This window comes from Cloacibacillus porcorum (assembly GCF_001701045.1).
GTDB classification, from domain to species: Bacteria; Synergistota; Synergistia; order Synergistales; family Synergistaceae; genus Cloacibacillus; species Cloacibacillus porcorum.
Genome location: NZ_CP016757.1, coordinates 1,685,909 through 1,704,781, shown reverse-complemented (window position 1 = coordinate 1,704,781; position 18,873 = coordinate 1,685,909). Strand labels below are relative to the sequence as shown.

At 55.0% G+C, this 18,873-nt stretch carries 14 protein-coding genes; all 14 read right to left on the bottom strand.

The window, feature by feature from the left end; translation table 11 throughout:
• Window positions 1-24 precede the first annotated feature (24 nt).
• Window positions 25-3,333, bottom strand: coding sequence for an AAA domain-containing protein (locus tag BED41_RS07615; RefSeq protein ID WP_066744558.1), 3,309 nt, complete (start codon window positions 3,331-3,333; stop codon window positions 25-27).
• 100 nt (window positions 3,334-3,433) lie between these two features.
• Complete coding sequence (locus tag BED41_RS07610; RefSeq protein ID WP_066744556.1) at window positions 3,434-4,609, bottom strand: ATP-binding protein; 1,176 nt, start codon at window positions 4,607-4,609, stop codon at window positions 3,434-3,436.
• A gap of 398 nt (window positions 4,610-5,007) precedes the next feature.
• Window positions 5,008-5,832 (bottom strand): MogA/MoaB family molybdenum cofactor biosynthesis protein, encoded by an 825-nt coding sequence (locus BED41_RS16795; protein ID WP_084002327.1) that lies wholly within the window; start codon window positions 5,830-5,832, stop codon window positions 5,008-5,010.
• Entirely contained in the window at window positions 5,829-6,350 is a 522-nt protein-coding gene (gene moaC, locus BED41_RS07600; protein WP_066744554.1) for a cyclic pyranopterin monophosphate synthase MoaC, read from the bottom strand. The genes BED41_RS16795 and moaC overlap by 4 nt, the downstream gene beginning before the upstream one ends.
• A 3-nt stretch (window positions 6,351-6,353) precedes the next feature.
• The gene (moaA, locus tag BED41_RS07595; protein ID WP_066744552.1) at window positions 6,354-7,337 is read right to left on the bottom strand and encodes a GTP 3',8-cyclase MoaA; all 984 of its coding nucleotides are present in this window, start codon (window positions 7,335-7,337) and stop codon (window positions 6,354-6,356) included.
• Window positions 7,325-9,241 carry a molybdopterin biosynthesis protein gene (locus BED41_RS07590; RefSeq protein ID WP_066744550.1) on the bottom strand — a complete coding sequence of 639 codons (1,917 nt, stop codon included), beginning with the start codon at window positions 9,239-9,241 and terminating at the stop codon, window positions 7,325-7,327. The genes moaA and BED41_RS07590 overlap by 13 nt, the downstream gene beginning before the upstream one ends.
• Window positions 9,232-10,470, bottom strand: coding sequence for a molybdopterin molybdotransferase MoeA (locus BED41_RS07585; protein ID WP_066744548.1), 1,239 nt, complete (start codon window positions 10,468-10,470; stop codon window positions 9,232-9,234). Before BED41_RS07585 ends, BED41_RS07590 begins: the two co-directional genes overlap by 10 nt.
• Window positions 10,471-10,652: 182 nt before the next feature.
• On the bottom strand, window positions 10,653-11,327 hold the full coding sequence (locus BED41_RS07580) for an SPOR domain-containing protein (RefSeq protein ID WP_066744546.1): 675 nt from the start codon (window positions 11,325-11,327) through the stop codon (window positions 10,653-10,655).
• A gap of 19 nt (window positions 11,328-11,346) precedes the next feature.
• A complete protein-coding gene (locus tag BED41_RS07575; protein ID WP_084002326.1) occupies window positions 11,347-12,768 on the bottom strand; it encodes a B12-binding domain-containing radical SAM protein in 1,422 nt (473 codons plus the stop codon).
• A gap of 110 nt (window positions 12,769-12,878) precedes the next feature.
• Complete coding sequence (ftsZ, locus tag BED41_RS07570) at window positions 12,879-14,198, bottom strand: cell division protein FtsZ (protein WP_066749103.1); 1,320 nt, start codon at window positions 14,196-14,198, stop codon at window positions 12,879-12,881.
• Between the two features lie 32 nt (window positions 14,199-14,230).
• On the bottom strand, window positions 14,231-15,574 hold the full coding sequence (gene ftsA / locus BED41_RS07565) for a cell division protein FtsA (RefSeq protein WP_066744542.1): 1,344 nt from the start codon (window positions 15,572-15,574) through the stop codon (window positions 14,231-14,233).
• Window positions 15,575-15,682: 108 nt separating this feature from the next.
• On the bottom strand, window positions 15,683-16,570 hold the full coding sequence (locus BED41_RS07560) for a hypothetical protein (protein WP_157102298.1): 888 nt from the start codon (window positions 16,568-16,570) through the stop codon (window positions 15,683-15,685).
• Window positions 16,542-17,423: a UDP-N-acetylmuramate dehydrogenase gene (gene murB / locus BED41_RS07555; protein ID WP_066744538.1), complete on the bottom strand. Its 882-nt coding sequence runs from the start codon at window positions 17,421-17,423 to the stop codon at window positions 16,542-16,544. Before murB ends, BED41_RS07560 begins: the two co-directional genes overlap by 29 nt.
• On the bottom strand, window positions 17,424-18,845 hold the full coding sequence (gene murC / locus BED41_RS07550) for a UDP-N-acetylmuramate--L-alanine ligase (RefSeq protein ID WP_066744536.1): 1,422 nt from the start codon (window positions 18,843-18,845) through the stop codon (window positions 17,424-17,426).
• Window positions 18,846-18,873 lie beyond the last annotated feature (28 nt).

Below are 18,873 nucleotides of genomic sequence, written 5' to 3'. Positions count from 1 at the left end.
TCTCGAGTTAACGTTCCGCATAAATTAAACTTGAGATTTCATCCATTCTCGAATTTGTTCTATGCACCATGGAAGCGCATCTCGAATCTGGTACACCCAGAACCGTTTTACATCCCAGCCTATCTCATATAAGCGTTGATTTCTAAGCTGGTCACGATAACACAACTCTCCATTCCAATCACGATGGTACATCTCTCCATCTACTTCAATATCAAGCATTCGGTCTTTAAAAAATAACGCTAAATCAAGTTTGTATTTGTCCACTGGATACTGAGGAACCGTTTTGATTCCTGCGTCAAACAACTCAGTATAGAAATAGCGTTCCCAATCCGAGACTTGTTCTGGATTATCGACGCGAGGATATTCTCTGCTTTCATAACATGTTAAAGTCGATAGTGGTTTTTCGACATGGAGATGTTTTCTTATATAATCAACAAAATGTTCCATATAAGAAATTTTACATTCCGAACAGTATTGCATATCTCCTACAACAATTAACATAGACCTCGCCCTTGTTATTGCGACATTGAACAGATTGCCAGTATTATTTAAAAAAGAGATGGCACTCAGTGGCGTATCTTGAGAAATCACAGGGGAGAATATCATGACATCTCTTTCATCTCCCTGAAATTTGTGCACAGTATCAACAAGAAAATCATTTTTTAAATGCAGATAATCTTTTAAAGATGGAGTTTTTTCAATTATTTCCCGTATTTTTTCGGCTTGAGACTTGAAGGGGGTAACTACCCCAACGCTTCCACAATATCCATTTTCAACGATTAAATGCTTTAATTCTGAGATTACTTTTTCAATTTCCTGATTATTGTATGCTCCCCCTGTGGATGGTCGGATAGTTTTGCCGGAGACATCGACCCACCGTACGCCGGGTGCCTCATTTCCAGGTGTGTTTAATCTTTTATAGTCAGTTGCTATTCGCAGCTTTCCCTCATAGAATTCAGTGTTTGAAAATTCTATAATGTCGCCAAAACTTCTATGATGGTCACGGAGGTGGACAATTTGTCCTGGATTGGCTATGCCGCTTGCGATAGAGTAAAGAGAATTTGCAGAGTATGACCACTCAAAGCCAACTTTGTATTTTTGGAGAAGGCTTACGTCTTGAGACTTAGAAACGGAACTGATATGACTAAGTTGTTTAGGGTCTCCTATGATTATAGCCCTTTTTGCCCTATATAGTAACGGCAGGATTGAAGCGATGTCGCATTGGCTCGCTTCGTCAATTATGACCATATCAAAAAAACCAGGCTGAAATGGAATACGCCCTTTAACAGACAAAGATGTTACAGCCCAACATGGCATGAACTGAGCCATTTCTTTCTGTAATTTGCTGAACTGAAGCTTTTGTTCCGGGTAACCGGTGACATCTACGTCTCCTATTAATCTCATTGCCGCTACATACTGGGTCATCTCAACGCGCTTTTCGGCTGAAATTTGCAGCGGGCATGTAACAAGCCATTTTTCCCATAGTTTATGGGCAATATCAGCCAGCGTGGATTTATGAGCTATTAATTGCCTGTCAATATTTTCAAGGGATTCAGAATCGTTAAAATCGTTCAAAAGTGAGCTGTATTCAATGAAAGTTTGCAGATCATTGATACATCCTACAATTTTGTTCTTATATTGAATGTATGTGTCTTCTGGAATATCAGCAGGCAAAGGTTTAATGCCATAGCATTTACTAATGTTATTCAATATAGATACCTTTTCCTCAAACTGTTGCTTGCGTTTATCTTTTACTACAAACCAAAATATTTTTGTAAGAAACGACTGCTGCTCTTTTCTGGTCTGGGAATAGCTAACGGTACATTCGTCGACCGCGTTTCTTAATTTTTTAATGTCTTCGTCATCTACTTTACCTAAAAAAGCTCCCCATGTTTTTTCACGGATATGGCAAACCTTTTGTTCTAATCGATCTAAACGATTTCGGAACGCAATATATTCGTTCTTTTTCCTTTTTAGCGTTGTGCAGGCAGAAATTTTTTCGTCGTATGCAGTCTTATAGTAGTTAAAATCATCCACATCAGATTGATCGGCATTTGATGACAATAGCCCCTCTATAACTTCCGCCAAGCGATAAGCATACTGATTGTTTCCAATTCTAAGCATGATAGGCCTATTCCCTAAATTATTTACTCTAATGTCTACAACATCGACGGCCTTATTATTTTTGCTTGTAAAAAGTGCATTTTTATTATTCCATGCCGCATTTACAAGTAAGCTGGTTACTACTTGTGATTTACCAGTTCCTGGAGGTCCTGTGACAATAATAAGGTTGGACTTTAGAGCCTTTTGTATTGCTTGATCCTGCTCAGTGTTTAATGGAAGGACCTCCAAGGAAGCCGTTTCTTGAAGAATGGAGTTTTGAACAGCTTCTCTTCCTATGCCACTGCCGCCCTCACGATGTACCCAATTGTATAGTGCGGTATCTTTATACGATTGTGTGCTTAATTGAGAAAGTGCCGATAGTTCACTTTCGAGTCCCTGTGTATAAGGAGAACGTTCTGTCGCAATAACGACGGCCTTATTATAAATGCCCTCCTGCGTGAGCATACCTATCGGTATTTCAAGATTAAGATTATATGGGTCTAGTTTTTCTTTCCATTCCCAGTGTCTAATCTCTTGTAAGCGCACAACCAATTCATCGATTTCTATTTCTGTCTCTTGACTGTTTAAACCAAGCTGATTCTCTAAATCTATCAGCTCATATATTTGAGCGTTACTGTCTTGTGGTGTGTATCTCTTAATAATCTCCATATTTAAGCTGGGGATATTGCTCATATTTATGCTACCACTGCCATATTCAAGAGAAAAGATAAAAATTGGGACTACCTTTAGATAGCTTTGTTTGGTTTTTAATGAATAAATCTTCATTATCATGATAGGGTATCCTACATATGCCGTCATATTCCGCTGTCTAGCAATTTTATTCAGAAATACGGCTGCATTTTCGGAGTCAAAACCACTTTTATCTATTTTATTAACTTCAGCATAATTCAAATTGTAACTACTTGTGAGAAAGGCGGAAATGGAGTTATTTCCTTCTATGCTTAAACAATTCAGATAATATTTACACAAGTTTTCTAAATCTTTGTCTGCACCAACAACATTGTCATCTTTAGGAGCTACACCGGCCGTGAAAGCAGATGCCAAATACCATTTATAGGAAGAGTCTTGGCAACAATAAACTTTCAGATTTCCATATAATAAAGAATTTACCTGTTTTTTATCAATGTTAAGCTCATTAGCTATTTGACTTGCCTTGACTCCATTTGACCCTTTTATAATATCTAAAATAGCATTTTCAAGAGGTGTCATCTTAAATGCTCCTTAATGATAGTCTTATGAAAATTAGACAATTTGAATCTCCAAAATCAGAAAAAACGATATGTAATCAATATTTTTACATACAATACCATTATAACAATCTTTTGCGCTCCAGATACCTGTTAAACTGCGGTACGGAAAAACTTATCTCCCCTCGTTCAGAGGCGTAGACAAATCCTTTATGGATCAGCTGTGCCCGGAGTGTCGAAATTTCTGCGACAGACTTACCGAGCCTCGCGGCGACATCTTTGACGGCACATTCGCGCCCGCCGCAGTCGACCATGGCGTACATGAAGGCCAGCTCCTTGGGAGTCGCGCGGTCATAGCGGACCTTGAAAAAACTTTCATCCAGCTCGCGTTCAAAAGTCTCGCGAGCCGCCATCGCACCAAGAAGCGAGATCCGGTGATCCTTTATTTGGCGCCATGCCTGCCTGCCGTACTCCTGAATAAAATAGGGATAGCATTCGGTCTCTTTAAGAATATAATCGAGAGCGTCGTCGTCGTAATGGACGTCAAATACCAGCGCCGGTTCAGAGAGCGCGAGGCGCGCCGCCTCACTGTCCAGGGAGCCAATTGGAATAAAGCGGAATAGCCGCTCGGCATAAGACTTTACGTCCCCCGCGATCTTCGCGATTTTGGGCAAACCGGCGGCGAAAACAATAAGCGGATAGCCCTTCTGACTTACCCTGTGAAGGGCGACGATGAGCGCCTCAAAATCAGCCTCTGTCATGTACTGTATTTCATCAATAAAAAAAGCAGCCCCATGCCCAGATTTCGCGGCAAGCGCCCCCAAGGCGGTAAAAAGCTCGGTAAGGTCGTTCTTAAAATCCCCCGTATCGGATACACCGACCGCGGGAGGAGCGGCCCCCTCTATGCCGAAATTGACAGACCCGTCCGGGCTGTAAGTGGCGTGAAAGGCCTTGAGAACACCGAACGCTCTACCGGCGCTCTGCTTAGCCATCTCGATAACGCTCATTCTGCGCATCAGTTTATTGGTATAAAGTGAAACCGCGCTTTTGAAATTTCCCCGCTCCGTTATCTCAATATGTTCGTAGAAAACATCGAGATCCTTTGCACGCTCTTCTATCTCATTCAGCAGCACGGTCTTGCCCACGCCGCGCAGTCCGTAATAGACGACCGAACGCGCGGTAAAACAGGCAGCCACCCTTGCCAGAGTTTCGTCCGCCTTTTCAAGAACCTCGTCCCGTCCGGCAAGGCAGCGAGGCATTAGTCCGGCTCCGGGCGTATATGGATTTATCTGAATCATCTTTCCGCCTCCTCACGCTGCAAAAATAATTTTACGCAGTTAAAAGCTAAAATTATCCTATACATATCTATATTATCATATAATTATAAAAAAAGTTAGACAGCGTCAGCCATACATGGCAAACACAAGAAAAGCAGCCCGCGCGCATGGGCAGGTCCGGCGTAGGGTTTATATTTTTCAGCACTTTACCGAAAACGTCCAAAACCTCGAACGGCGGCATATTTCAGAAAAGCCGCTGGGCATTTCGGCGGCTCTTTCAAGTCTTTTCTGCGTAAGCTCAAAATCTGGATAGACGGCAAAATGACAGAGCTGTATCCATTCGCCGGACAGTCCGCGTATTTACAGACCGGCAGCCATTTGCGGGAGGATCTGCCGAAGCGTCATTACCCAGAAAAATTTTAGTGGCTGTGGTGATGGTTCCCGCATTCCGTGGCGCCGCCGGTCAGAGTCTCAACCGCGTGGCGCAGGCCGCCGGTGACCGCCTCAAAACACTGCCCTGCTCCGCGTTTGCTGCCGGGGAAGGCGATAATGAGTGAACGATCTTTTATCACCGCTACGGAGCGTGTGAGGAATGAGCGCGGCGTATATTTCAGGGTCTCGATGCGCATCATATCGCCAAAGCCGGGAACGACCTTGTCGGCGACGGAGAGCAGCGCCTCCGGCGTGTTGTCGCGCGGCGAGAGGCCGGTACCGCCGGTGGTGAGGATGAGGCTGATCCCCCTCTCCGCCCATTCACGGACGGCGCCGCAGATCTCCTCCGGGTCGTCGGGAACGATCTTTCTATCTTCGGTGACGCAGCCCTGCGCGAAGGCGAGGCGCTCAAGCTCAGGCCCCGCGGTATCGACGCGCTCGCCGCGGCTGCCCTTGTCGCTGACGGTGAGCACCGCCGTCCTTATCGGGGACCATATCTGTGCCCTCTCGGAGACGCCGAGGAATCCCGCGGTACATACCTTGAAAGAGGCGCTTTCGCACTGCCAGCGCAGCAGGGTGTCTCCCCTCTCGCCCACGGCGAGGAAGCCGCCGTCGCATATCTCCGCCTCAGGCGGCAGGACGACGGTCATCGCGCCGGCGTATTCTTCGCCGTCGAGATTCTCGCCCGCGCGCGCGAACTTAACGGGGATCTCCACTTCGTTTATGCAGGTCATGCCCTCGCGGTTGGTGTGTATGTAGCAGAGGGTGTGGTCGCCGATCAGCGACGGCGCCCATAATCTCAGTATTCTCATTTAGACTCTCCTCCCTCGGAAGCGCACTCCGAGACAAAATTCCCGGCGGCGTTCCATTCTCTGCTCTTGCCGCCGGTCTTTCTCAGCAGGCGGATGTCCTTTATCACCATGCCCTTGTCTATCCCCTTGCACATGTCGTAGAAGGTGAGCGCCGCGACTGAGACGCCGGTGAGCGCCTCCATCTCCACGCCCGTCACCTCGGAGGCCGTCGCCTCGCAGGTGATCCTCAGGGCCTTTTTTTTATGATCCAGGTCGCATTTGACCTTGATGTTGTCAAGCCTGATCGTGTGGCAGAGCGGGATGAGGTCGGGAGTCCTTTTGGCCCCCATGATGCCGCCAAGCTCCGCGATCGAGAAGGGATCTCCCTTTTTCACCGCGCCCTGCGAGACGGTCCGGTATATCTCATCGGGCAGAAAGAGCCAGCCCTCGGCCCAGGCGGTGCGTTTGGTGACCGCTTTGTCGCTGACATCGACGAGCGTAGGACGGCCCTCGGCGTCAAAGTGCGTGTATTCTCCCATCTTTTATCCTCCAATTCCCGACATCTGAAGATTGCCGGTGTTTATGTCGTTCCAGCAGCGCGGTTTTTCGTGAACGCTGCGCAGGATGGCCTCCCGCAGCGCGGCTGTCTCTCTACTCCGAATCAGCTCTTTTAGGGCAGTTTCGTGAGGGTTAAAAAGACATGTTCTCAGGTTTCCCTCGGCGGAGATCCGCAGGCGGTTGCAGGTTTTACAGAAATGGTTCGAGACCGCGGTAATGATCCCGATGGTATCGCCGGTCTTTTCGTTGAAGTAATACTGCGCGGGGCCGTCGTCACTGCCGCCGGCCGTCGATCTTTTCCAGGCGTCGCCTCCGGGCAAAATCCTGAGTATCTCCTCCCCGCTGATAAATGAGTTCTTGTCCCAGACGCTGTCCTGAAGCGGCATAAACTCGATAAGCCGCAGCAGCAGCCCCTCGCGACGCGAAAAGGCGAGCATATCCGCGATCTCCCGGTCGTTGAAGTCCCTGATGAGAACGGCGTTGAGCTTGATGTTTCCGATACCGGCGGCCCTCGCCGCGCGTATGCCCTCAAAGACGCCCTCTATACTGCCGATCCTCGTGATACGCGCGAATTTCTCGGGGTCAAGGGTATCGAGGCTGATGTTGAGCGAGTGTATCCCCGCCTCCGCGAGCTGCGCCGAGTATTCGCCGAGCAGTGAAGCGTTCGTCGTCAGCGCGGTCTTTATCCCCGGCAGCTCCGAGTGAAGCTCCTTGAGAAATGGCACGAGCCCCTTGCGCACAAGCGGTTCGCCGCCCGTGAAGCGGAACTTCCCCACCCCCAGCTCCACAAATACCCGGCAGAGGAATTTGATATCCTCATAGCGCAGGATATCTTCATGGCTCAGGCACTTAACGCCCTCCGGCGGCATGCAGTAGGCGCAGCGGTAGTTGCACCTGTCCGTCACCGAGATGCGGACGTAGTTCAGCCGCCGCCCGTAGTCGTCCCTGAGCTCCGTCAGTTCGGCCATCTGTATCCACCCATCTCTTCAACCTTCCGACGCCACTCAGCGTCTTCGAGGCTCGCGCGGAGGGCCCTGATACCGGGATGTTCCAGATATTCCTCCGGAACGACAAGTTCATAGGGCTCTTCTGTGATCGGGATGAAGTCGAGGCCGAGGGCGTCCGCCGCCGACTTGATGCCGAGCGTGGCGTCCGCCAGTCCCGTGTAGACGCGGTTCGCCGCCTCCATGTGGGTAGTGCATATCTGCGCGTAGCCCTTGATCTTCTCCGGCGCCACCCCCTCCTCTTTGAGCAGATGGTCGAATAGCACCCGCGTGCCGGCCCCCGGCTGTCTGTTTGAAAAGACTATATCCTTGGCGCAGAGGTCGTGGAAGCTGTTTATCCCCTTGGGGTTGCCGCTCTGGACGATGATGCCCTGCGTCCGGTAAAAGACGAGGATACGCGCCCATTTTTGGCCTTTGGAGAAGCGTTCTATAAAGACGTCGTTGTAACTGCCCGTGTCTTCGTCAAGCAGATGCGCGGCGGCGAGGTGGCACTCTCCGCGCGAGAGCGCGGCAAGGCCGCCCATGCTGCCGACGGCGCGCGAGGCGAAATCCGCGCCGCGCCTGCGTATAGGCGTCACCAGCAGCTGTATTGCGGGGTCGTCGGAGCCCTGGAAGAGCACCCGCCTGTCGAGGTCTACGCCGCGCGTCATCCAGACGTCCACCCGCGTGTCCCGCTCGCACTCAAGCGCCGAGGCGGGAAGCATCGCGATGCCGTCCGACTCCGCGAGAGCCCAGAGGACGCTCGCGCCCGAGGTGAGCGCCCAGGAATAGAGCCTGTCGCCAACGCGCGCGACCTTCATGCGCAGCCACTCTTCTATGCCAGCGGAGGAGGAATGCCGCACAAGCAGCCTCGTCTCCATGATATCTTTCACGCCGAGGGATTCGCGCACAAGCTGCCGCAGGTCGCCGCTCTCACCGGCAAACTGCCTGAGCAACGGGTAGACGAGCGACCAGAGTACGACCGCCGTCGACATCGGGAAGCCCGGCAGACATATCACCGGCTTTCCGGCGATCACAGCGGCCATCGCCGGACGCCCCGGCTTCATGCGCACGCCGCGGAAGAGGACCTCGCCAAGTTCCTCAAAGACTTCAATGGTATGGTCGCGCCTGCCCTTCGCGGAGCCCGCGCCGACAAGCACGAGATCGTATTCCGCAGTACCCTTCTCGACATATTCCCTCAGTATCTGCGGCACATCGGGAAGTATCGGGGCGACGTCGACCTCAAAGCCCCACCTCTTGAAGGAGGCGGCGATAAAGAGCGAGTTGCTCTCGGCGACCGTGCCGGAGCGCTGGCTCTCCTGCGCAAGCCATTTTTCGCGGGAGATTATCTCGTCCCCTGTCGGGATAAAGAGGCTCCGCACCCTTCTTTTGACCGGCACCTCGTCGATGCCGGCGCAGAGGAAGAGGGAGATCCGCGCCGGGGTCACCGGTTCGCCCTCGCGCGCAATGATCTGCCCCGCCATGACGTCCTCTCCGAGAGGGCGCACGTTGGCGGAGGGCGTAAGGGAGCGGTAGACTACGAGCTCGCCCTCCTCCTGTGAGGAATCCTCCACCATCAGCACCGCGTCCGCCCAGTCAGGCAGCGCCGCGCCGGTGTTCATCCACTGCCAGCGGCCCTCCGGCAGGCGCGCGGGAGTGGCGGGGGTAGCCCCCGCGGTATCGGAGGCGCGCAGCGCGTAACCGTCCACCGCCGAGGCGGCATAGTGCGGCACGTTGCGGGAGGCGGAGATGTCCTCCGTCAGGATATCTCCGAGCGCCGCCGATATTTCAAGTTTTGTCTTAAATTTTTCTGAATATCCCTCAAAGGCCAAGGATAGTATCCCCCAGGCCTCGTCGAGCGTTATATGTTCGGGAAACTTTACTGCCATAGCCAGACCTCCGCATCTTCGCCTGCTCTGATCGTTTCACGGTCCTCCGGTATGCAGATGAATCCGGAGGCCTTTGCCAACGCTGAAATATATCCTGATTTAGCGGCTATCGGCGCGACGCTGCCATCGGCGCCCAAGACGCAGGGGACGAATTCCTCCGGTCCCGTGCGCGCCGCCAGGTCGCGCGCGAGGCGCAGCCTCAGCCGCGTGCCGCATTCGCGCTCCTCCGCGCCGATACGGCGCATGAGCAGCGGCAGCAGTACGGTGAAGGCGACGGCAAGGCAGGAGAGCGGGTGGCCGGGAAGGCTGACAACCAGCTTTTTCGCCGCCGCGTCGGCGGCGATGAGCGTCGGCTTTCCGGGAACGATGTTGAGCCCCCGCACAAGAAGCCCCGGCTCCGGCAGCGAGGCCAGCATCTCGGAACAATGGTCGCGCACGCCCACCGACGAGCCGCCGCTGAGGATGAGCAGATCACAGTCCGCCAGCTCTTCGTGGAAACGCCGCTCAAACTCCGCACCGTCGTCGTTCGCGATGCCGCGGTATTTCGCCTCAAAGCCGTAGCGCGAGAGCAGCGCCTTGAGGTTCCAGCCGTTGACGTCGCGGATACAGCCGGGTGGCAGCTCCTTCGTCTCCACGGGAACTATCTCGTCGCCCGTGGAGAGGATCGATATCCTGAGGTCGATCACGGAGAGAGACGAGACCCCCGCGGTCGCGAGCATACCGATAGTCTTGAAGTCAACCATGCCGCCCATCACAAGCAGCCTCTCCCCCCGGTGGATCTCCTCGCCCTCAAGGATGATATTCTCACCGGCCTGTACGCCGCGGCGGACCTCCACCCAGCCGCCGGCAAGCTCCGTATCCTCGAGCATCACGACGGCGTCGGCGCCCTTAGGCAGAATGCCGCCCGTCGGTATCGCGGCGGCCTCCGAAGGGGATATCTCAAAATCGGGACACACCCCCATAGAGACCTCTCCCGTCTTCGTCAGGAAAAGCGGCGTGCCCGGCGTCGCGCCGGCGGCGTCCAAATGGCGGACGGCGTAGCCGTCGCGCAGACTTCTGCTGAAGGGGGGATAGGGCCGGTCATTTATTATCTCGGAGGCGCTTCTTCTGCCGACGGCCTCTCCCAGCGGGAGCTCCCTGACGGGATATCCCCACGGAAAGAGAAGGCGCTCCGTGATATCTTCCAGCGCCCTCTTCCTCGACGTCACCTCTTTTACGAAACCAGCCATAGAATAATCAGCGACCTTCCATGTTTATGATCTTTAGTATGTCAGTCTATCATATCACAGGCGCGGATAAGACGTCTCCGCCTCCGTGCTCGGGGCGGCGGCATGAAAAACTGTTGTCAAAGCCTCTGCCGCGCGGTGTCCCGGCCGAAAAGTCCGGTGCCTCTGCCCCGCGTCCGCCGCACCTAACGTTTTATCTCTACCAGATATACGGGAAAACCCGCCTTAGCGAGGCGCTTCGAAAGCTCCTGGGAGGACTTTTTGTCGCTCCCGCCCCTCACCCTCACCTTGTAAAAGGGCTTGCCGTTGAGCACGGAGTCCACGATATATACGGAGTACCCGGATTCCTTCGCCTGCTTGACGGTGAGCTCGGCGCCCTCCTTCGCGGAAAAGCCGCCGATCTGGATGTCCCATCTCGCTCCGCTCTCCGCCTTTGCCGCCGGTTTGGCCGGGGCGGGCGTCGTCACATTCTTTTTTGGGGGATCGTCCCTCTTGGTCTTTACCGTCTGCACGGGCTTTTTCACCGTCGTCACCGCAGGCTGTACCGGCTTTGCGGACGGAGTCGTTTTTACCTTCTTTTTGGGAGTGACCGTCACCTCGTCCTCCAGATCATCGTCAATAAAGGCGTCATCGGCGGGAGTCTGCCTGCCGTCCGGCATGGCAATGACCTCGTCCTTGGGGATATTATAGGGGAGCCGCTCCGCCGCGAGCTTCTCCGGAGCGAAAAAGAACAGCTTTACACTGAGATAAAGCAGCGCAAGGGCCATGATCATCGTGAGCGGCAGTATCACCTGACCGAACGCCGTGATCGGTTTTCTCTCTTTATAGTCACGCGCGCGCGTCTTGCGGGAAATCACCATTCAGCCACCTCTTTTCCAGTTACATAAAGCGTCCGAGCTCTATTCCGGTCGTCTCTTTGTTCGATATGGGCAGTTTTGTTATACCGGATTCAATATTTTTCGCGAGTTCGCGGCTTTCGTTATACCCGTACCACGCAAGGTTGAACTCCGTCTCGGCCTCTTTTATTCCCGTAAGCCTCAGCTGGGGCGTTTTTTTAGTAATAGTTCGCATGTCTCTTTTTATTTTCTCATATTTTTGCCTGATTGTGTGCTTTCCGCTGAAAATTTCATCCTGCCATGGCGTCCCGGGCTTGGGAATGAAGGGATTGACGGAAAGAGTTAGACTCTGCCCCGTCTCCGCTATTATGCGGCGGCAAAGCTCCGTCATCGCCGTGATATCCTCGTCGTTCTCTCCCGGAAGGCCGATCATAAAATAGAGCTTCACCCGGTCGATCCCGGCCTCTTTCGCCATTGCGAGCTTTTCCAGAATCAGGTCGTCGGTGAATTTTTTGCCGCAGCCAAAGCGCAGCCTCTCGCCGCCGGTCTCCGGCGCGACCGTTATACTGCGCCTGCCGCTGCCTGAGAGGGCCAAGATCATCTGTTCGCTGAGACGGTCGAGGCGCAGGGAGGCAAAGGAGACGCCGATATTTTTATTGATCAGTTTGTCGATCAGCTGCGGCAGAAAGGGATAGTCCCCCGCCTCCGGCGTCACGAGACCGGCCTGGGGCACCTCAAAGCGCGAGGTGATCTCATCCAGGGCCCTTTCGACGATTTCGAATTTACGCCAGCGCATACTGCCGAAGCAGCGCGGCAGCGTGCAGTAGCTGCAGGAGCGCGCGCAGCCGCGCTGAAGTTCCAGCAGCAGCGTTTTGCCAAAGGCGCCCCTCTCCGTCATCCAGGCGCTGTGCACCGGATAGGGACCGTTGAGGTCGAGGGAACGGCCAATCCGCAGGCCGCGGACCAACCGGCCATCCTTTATGTCGACCGGCGGCACAAGAATATTGGGGCTTTCGGATAGTCTGCGCCAGAGCTCGCGGCGTCCGCAGCCGCCCTCATAGAGGCGCAGCGATTCGATGACATGGTCAAGGACCTCCATGCCGTCGCCGAGGATGATAAAGTCGCATACTCCCGAGACGGTGAGCGGGTTTATATAGGAGAGCGCGCCGCCCATGCCTATCACGGGAAATGAACCGGCGACACGCTCCTCCGCGAGCAGAGGGATATTGGCTCCGGAGAGCCAGCGGTAAAAGGCGGGAATGTCGCCCTCATAGGCGACGCTCGCCGTGATGACGGAAAAACGTTCAAGCATCGTATCGGCGTCGACGGAACGGTAGGGCACCGGTGAGGCAAAAAAGCGCTCCGCCGCCACCCCCGACTCCCGCAGCCGCTGAAATACATAGTGAAAGCCGAGGTTAGCCGAGCCGATCGAGTAGTCGGCGGGATAAAAGAGAGCCCAAGGCAAATCTCCTCCCTTGGGCAGCTCTGTGATCCACTCTTCGTCTCTTCTGTAGTCTTCCCAGCTCTGCCAGGCGGTTATTTTCGCGGGCCTGCGGGGGGCGCGGCTCTCTTTTTTCAGGATTGCCGCCTCTTTCTGAGATAGGCCGGTATGTCGTACTGGTCGACGGGAGCCCCGCTCTGCTTAAAGAGGTCTTCGTCGGCAGTAACCGCACTTTGGGCAGTCTTTATTATCTGCTCATGACGCTTAGTCTTTTGTTCAGCCGGTTTTTCAGATACGGCTTCCGGCTGCTGCTGTACCGGCGCGCTCTTGGCCGCCGTGTAGCTGTTGAGGTTTTTAACGGCGGAGATATCAAGCCCCTGGGTCGTCACTCCTGTCGAGGCGGGCCTGGTACTCGGCACCGCGGCGCGCACCGGCGCCGGTTCGGGGGCGGAAACGGCAGCGGCCTTCGGCTCTCTGGACTCTTTTTTATCGTCGTCGAAGCCCGTGGCAATGACCGTGATCTGGATGGAATCCTCCATCTCCGGATCGAATACGTGGCCCCAGATGATGAAGGCATCCTCGTCGGCAGCCTCGGTGATGATGCTGATCGCCTCGTTTATCTCATGAATGCCGACGCTCGCGCCGCCCGTAATGTTGAAGAGGATGCCCTTCGCGCCGCTCATCTTGCTGTCCATAAGCGGGCTGTTGATGGCGTTGAAGGCCGCGGTAGCCGCGCGCTTCTCACCATAGCCCTCGCCGATGCCCATAATCGCGGTTCCGGCGTTCGACATAATCGTTTTGACGTCGGCGAAGTCGACGTTGACGAGGCCGGGACGCTTGATAAGGTCCGTCACCCCCTGCACCGCCTGGTGCAGCACACCGTCCGCCATTCTGAAGGCGTCGTTGACGGAGGTCTTTTTATCGGTGATCCCGAGCAGTCTGTCGTTCGGAATGATGATCAGCGCGTCGACCTTGTCGCGCAGCTGTTCTATTCCATAGGAGGCCTGTCTTATCCTCCGGCGTCCCTCAAAGGTGAAGGGCAGGGTGACGACCGCCACGACGAGCGCTCCAGCCTCTTTGGCGATCCCCGCGATCACCGGTGCGGCTCCCGTGCCGGTGCCGCCGCCCATTCCGGCGGCGACAAAGACCATGTCCGCGCCCTCGACCACCGCACGCAGCTCCTCGCGCGATTCCATCGCCGACTTGCAGCCTATCTCAGGATCGGAGCCCGCTCCGAGCCCCTTTGTAAGCTCCTTGCCGAGAATGATGCGACAGGTCGCCTCTGAGAGCTCAAGATGGGCGATATCGGTGTTGGCCGCGATAAATTCCACGCCGCTCACGCCGCCGCGGATGATGTGGTTAAGCGCGTTGTTACCCGCGCCGCCCACGCCTACCACCTTTATTACTTCCCTGGCGGGAAAGCTCGATTTATCAAGCTGAAAAATTTCTGACATAGCTCCCATTACTATAATTCCTCCATGCGTTCTTAGAAGAGGTCTCCGAAGAGCTTCTTCACGGCGTCCACGGGATTGAAGCCCGGACCGTCCTTATCCTTCTGGCCGATCGGGATGCCCTCGGAGGGCGGGGCGTAGCTTACCGTGCTCTTGAGCTGCTCCGTCTTACCGATCGTCGGATTGTCAAGATAACGGAAGGGATCGCGCTCCCTCTCCAGAATGTATTTTATGATGCCCGCCGCCGACGAATATTCCTGGCTGTTGCGGCCGGGAGGCATGCGGTTCGCGTCCACCGGCATCGCCACGCGCGCCGGCAGGTCCATCTTTTCAAGGATAAAATCGTCGATGCCCCCGGTCTTCGATACGCCGCCGGTCAGCAGGATGCCGCCGGGGAGCATGGAGATCTTCGCCGCCTTTATCTCGGGGCGGATGAGGTCGTCTGTAAGCTCTTCCAGACGGCAGCGGACTATCTCGTAGAGGTCCTCTTTCGAGATGCTGTACTCACGGGAGAGATGCGTAAAGTTGAGCGTCTCCTCCGGATCAAAGTCCGCTCTGAGCGAGACGGAGCGCTTGAGCTCCTCCGCCTTGTTGAGCGGCAGCCTCAATACGCTGCCGAGGTCGTTCGTGATATGATCCCCGCCTACCGGCAGCAGCGCCAAATGTTTCGGCCTGCCGTCGGCGAATACCGCGACCCCGGTGGTGCCGCCGCCCATATCGACGACGACCGCGCCCGCGAGGGCATCCTCCGGCGTCAAGACGCCGAGAGCGGAGACGAGGGGTTTTATGACGAGGCTGCTCACCTTGAGCCCCGCCTTGTTCACACAGTTATAGACGTTCTGAATGGTGGCGGTCGGAACGATTATCGACTGTACCTCTATGTCGAGACGCATGGCATTCATACCGAGGGGGTCGTCAATGCCGACATTGCCGTCCAGAGAATATTCGACAGGTATTGTATGGAGGATGCTCTGGTTCGTAGGAACAACGACGTCGGCCTGAGCCGCGTCGATAACGCGTTCTATGTCAAGGCGCATGACCGGGCGCGGCGTGCGTCCGAGAGAGACCATGCCCTTAGAGCGGATGCTGGTGACCTCGCCGCCGCCAAAGGCGACCGTCACTTCGCTGAGATCCTGCCCCACCATATTCTGGGCGTCGCTCACCGCCTGGCGGACAGAGCGCACCGCCTGATCAAGATTTACGATAAGTCCCTTGCGTATTCCGTTGGATGGCGCCTGTCCCACCCCGATGACCTGAGCCTCGTCGCCCTCCGCTTCGCGCTCGGCCACCACCACCGTCACCTTGCTTGTCCCCAAGTCAAGGCCGACAAGCAGATCCGGCTCTCTGTTCTGCGGATAACTTGATGCCTTTTTAAACAAAACTATTTCCCCCTCTTTTTAGGGATTTATTATCCCTATATTGTACATTATAAATCTTTCTCGACTAAATATATATGATAAAGATATTATTTCAAGCTAAAAACACCGTTACGGTTTCTTGGTTTTCGTTTTTTCCTTTGCCTCCTGCGCCTTTGTCTTTATCTCACCCTTTTTATCATCTATTAGATTTCTGATAAGGATCTTCCCCTTGTAGGTTCCGTCAATAAAGACGTCGGGAGGAAGATTCGAAATACCTCCGTAAAGTTTCTTAACGGCCAGCCCGGTCTCCGCCCATCGGTCCGCCTCGTTCGGCAGCAGCAGCTGGGCGCCGTTTTCATTACCCGCCGTATAAAATATCACTCTGACGACCGGCGTGCCCTCTTTGACTCCGGCCTGGATGAATTTCACATATTTATCCCAGCCCAGCTCCTTCGTCATCCTGTACCAGCTCTTTATCAGCGGGATAGGCAGGCTGGACTCGTGGATGTTGCCCTCGACCTGCGAGATGTCTATCGGCGTAGCGCGGTCCGCGCCCCAAGTGAGCACGGGCAGCCCCTCGGCGGTATGCTCCGCGAGAATCTTATTCTCGGGCAGAGACGATAGCCAAAGCTTGCCCTCCGCGGAGAGATACCAAAATTTGCCTCCCCAATAGACCTTATAAATGGGAATCAGCGGCGCGGCATTCAGGTGAAATTTTCCCCAGCCACGCAGTTCAAGGCTGACGTCCACCGGATAATATGCCTCAAGAAGCCTCACATAATCGCCCTTTGCAAGCCAGAACGAGGGCCAAAATCGCTCCTGGTCCGGAGTGATGACGCCCCACACCGCGTACTGAGGCAGGATGTTCGCCGGTTCCAGCCGGATATCGCCAATGCGCATAAAGGCAAATCGGCTCTCCGCCGCGATCATAAAACCGACCAGCAGCGCGCAGAGGACCAGCAATATCTTTCTTAATCTTCTCCGGCGTCTAAAACGCCCCAAAGAATTTAATTTCATAGCTCAGCGTTACCCCAAACTCATCATATACTCTTTTTTGACACAGCCGCGTTAGATTATATATATCCTCCGCGCGCGCGCCTCCGTGATTTTCGATAAAATTTGCGTGACGCGGGGAAACCCGCGCCCCGCCGACGGAGAGCTCCTTGCAGCCGCATTGGTCAAGCAGCCGTCCCGCCGAATCTCCGGGAGGATTCTTAAAGACGCATCCCGCCGTCTTAGCGCCGATTGGCTGTCCCTTTTTAAGCTCCGAAAAATGTCTTATATTTTTGATAATATTATCTTTTGACTCATATGAGAGACGAAACAGCGCCTTCGTTATGAGCAGCGGCGGCTCCGTCCAGGGCGAGCTCCTGTACTGCCAGCGCAGCTCATCCCGCCGCCAGCAGCGCGGCTCGCCGTTCCGTGACAGCGTCTCAATCCACTCGACCAGCGGGGCGAAGCTCTCGCCCGCCGCTCCCGCGTTGCCGTAGAGCGCGCCGCCGACGGTACCGGGTATTCCCGCGAGAAAGGCTAGTCCTCCCAGCCCTCTTTCCAGGGCCAGCGCGAGCATCTTTCTGACGGGAAGGCCCGCTCCGGCCTCGGCGAATACCGCGCCCCCCTCCTCACGGAAGGCAAGCGAATCCATCGCCGCCGAGGAGATCACCCCCGCGTTCAGCAAACCGTCCTGAACGAGGATGTTCGATCCGCCGCCGAGTACGTAGAGCTCAGTCGAAGAATCCCGCGCTCTCTCGATCAGCGAGGCGGCCTCTGAGACCGAAGCGGGCGCGGCTAGCCATAGGCAGCGGCCTCCGCACTGCCAGGTGTTGAGCTCCTTTAAAGAACAGTTGGAGATCAGCGCCCCCTTTTCCATCTACGCCTGCATTTCCGTCAGCTTTTCAACGATCTTTTTGCCGAGCGTCCCCACAGATCCCGCGCCGACCGTCAGGATGATGTCGCCGGAGCGGGCAGCCTTGCAGACCGAGGAGATAAGGTCGTCAAAGTTTCCCGATAGCTCGTAGTGCGAGCGCGTGTCGTCCGAGGCGGCGTCAAAGATCAGCTTGGAGGAGACGCCCTCCATCGGCATTTCGTCGGAGCCATATATCGGCAGTATAAATGCCCGGTCCGCAAGAGAAAGGGCGTCGGCAAACTCCTTGTAGAGTGCGGCGGTGCGGCTGAAGCGGTGCGGCTGGAAGATGGCGACGATGCGGCGTTCGGGGAATATCCGGCGCACGGTGTTCAGCGTCGCCGATATCTCGTTGGGGTGATGGCCGTAATCGTCATAGATGAGGATGTCCCCCACCTCTCCCGTCCTTTGCAGCCTGCGCTTCGCGCCCCTGAATATTTTCAGCCCTTTGACGATATCGTCGTGCGCGATGCCCATTTCATAGCAGGCGGCGTAGGCCGCGAGCGAGTTGAGCACGTTATGTTCTCCCGATACGGAGAGCTCGACGGTCCCGAGCTCTTCGCCGTCGTGAAAGAGCAGATAGGAGACGCCGCCGCCGGCGAAGTGCTTCACCTCCGCGGCGCCCCAGTTCCAACCGCGCCCCCAGCCATAGGTGACAGCGGAGGGAGAGACGCTGTACTCTTCGCGGAGCTTGCGCACACCGCTGTCCTCCATACAGAGGATAACCTTACCCTCGCTCTTGACATTCGTGAGAAACTCGGCAAAGGCGTCGGTGACGGCCTTGAATGTCATATAGTGGTCCCGGTGGTCCCAGTCGACGTTGGTGACGATGGCCAGTTCGGGGTGGAAGTAGACGAAGGAGCGGTCGCTCTCGTCCAGCTCGGCAACCATATAGTCGCTTGTGCCAAGCTTGGCGTTCGTACCGATCTGCAGCAGCTCGCCGCCGATCGCGACGGTGGGATCCAGCCCCGCGTTCTCCGCGACCAGCGAGATCATCGAGGAGGTGGTGGTCTTTCCGTGCGTTCCAGCCACTCCGACGCCGCGGCGCACGTTAAATATCTGGCTCAGCACCTCGGCGCGGCGCGATACCTGTATCCCCTGCTGCCACGCCTTGAGGATCTCCGGATGGTCGTTGGGCAGGGCGCTGGAATAGACAAGGATATTCGGCATAAATTCATCTATGTGCCTGGCTTCATGTCCTATAATAATAGGAATGTTACGTTCATCAAGGTGTTTCATATAGGGGGTCTTTATCGTGTCGCAGCCAGAGACCTTAGCCCCGATCTGATCTAAAAGGATGGCCAGGCCGCTCATTCCGGCCCCTCCGATCCCCATTAAATGTATGCTTTTGTTTTTAAGGCTGATATCCCTGTTCTCCAACTTGTCCATACTCTCCCTTCAAAAGGTGAAAAAATGA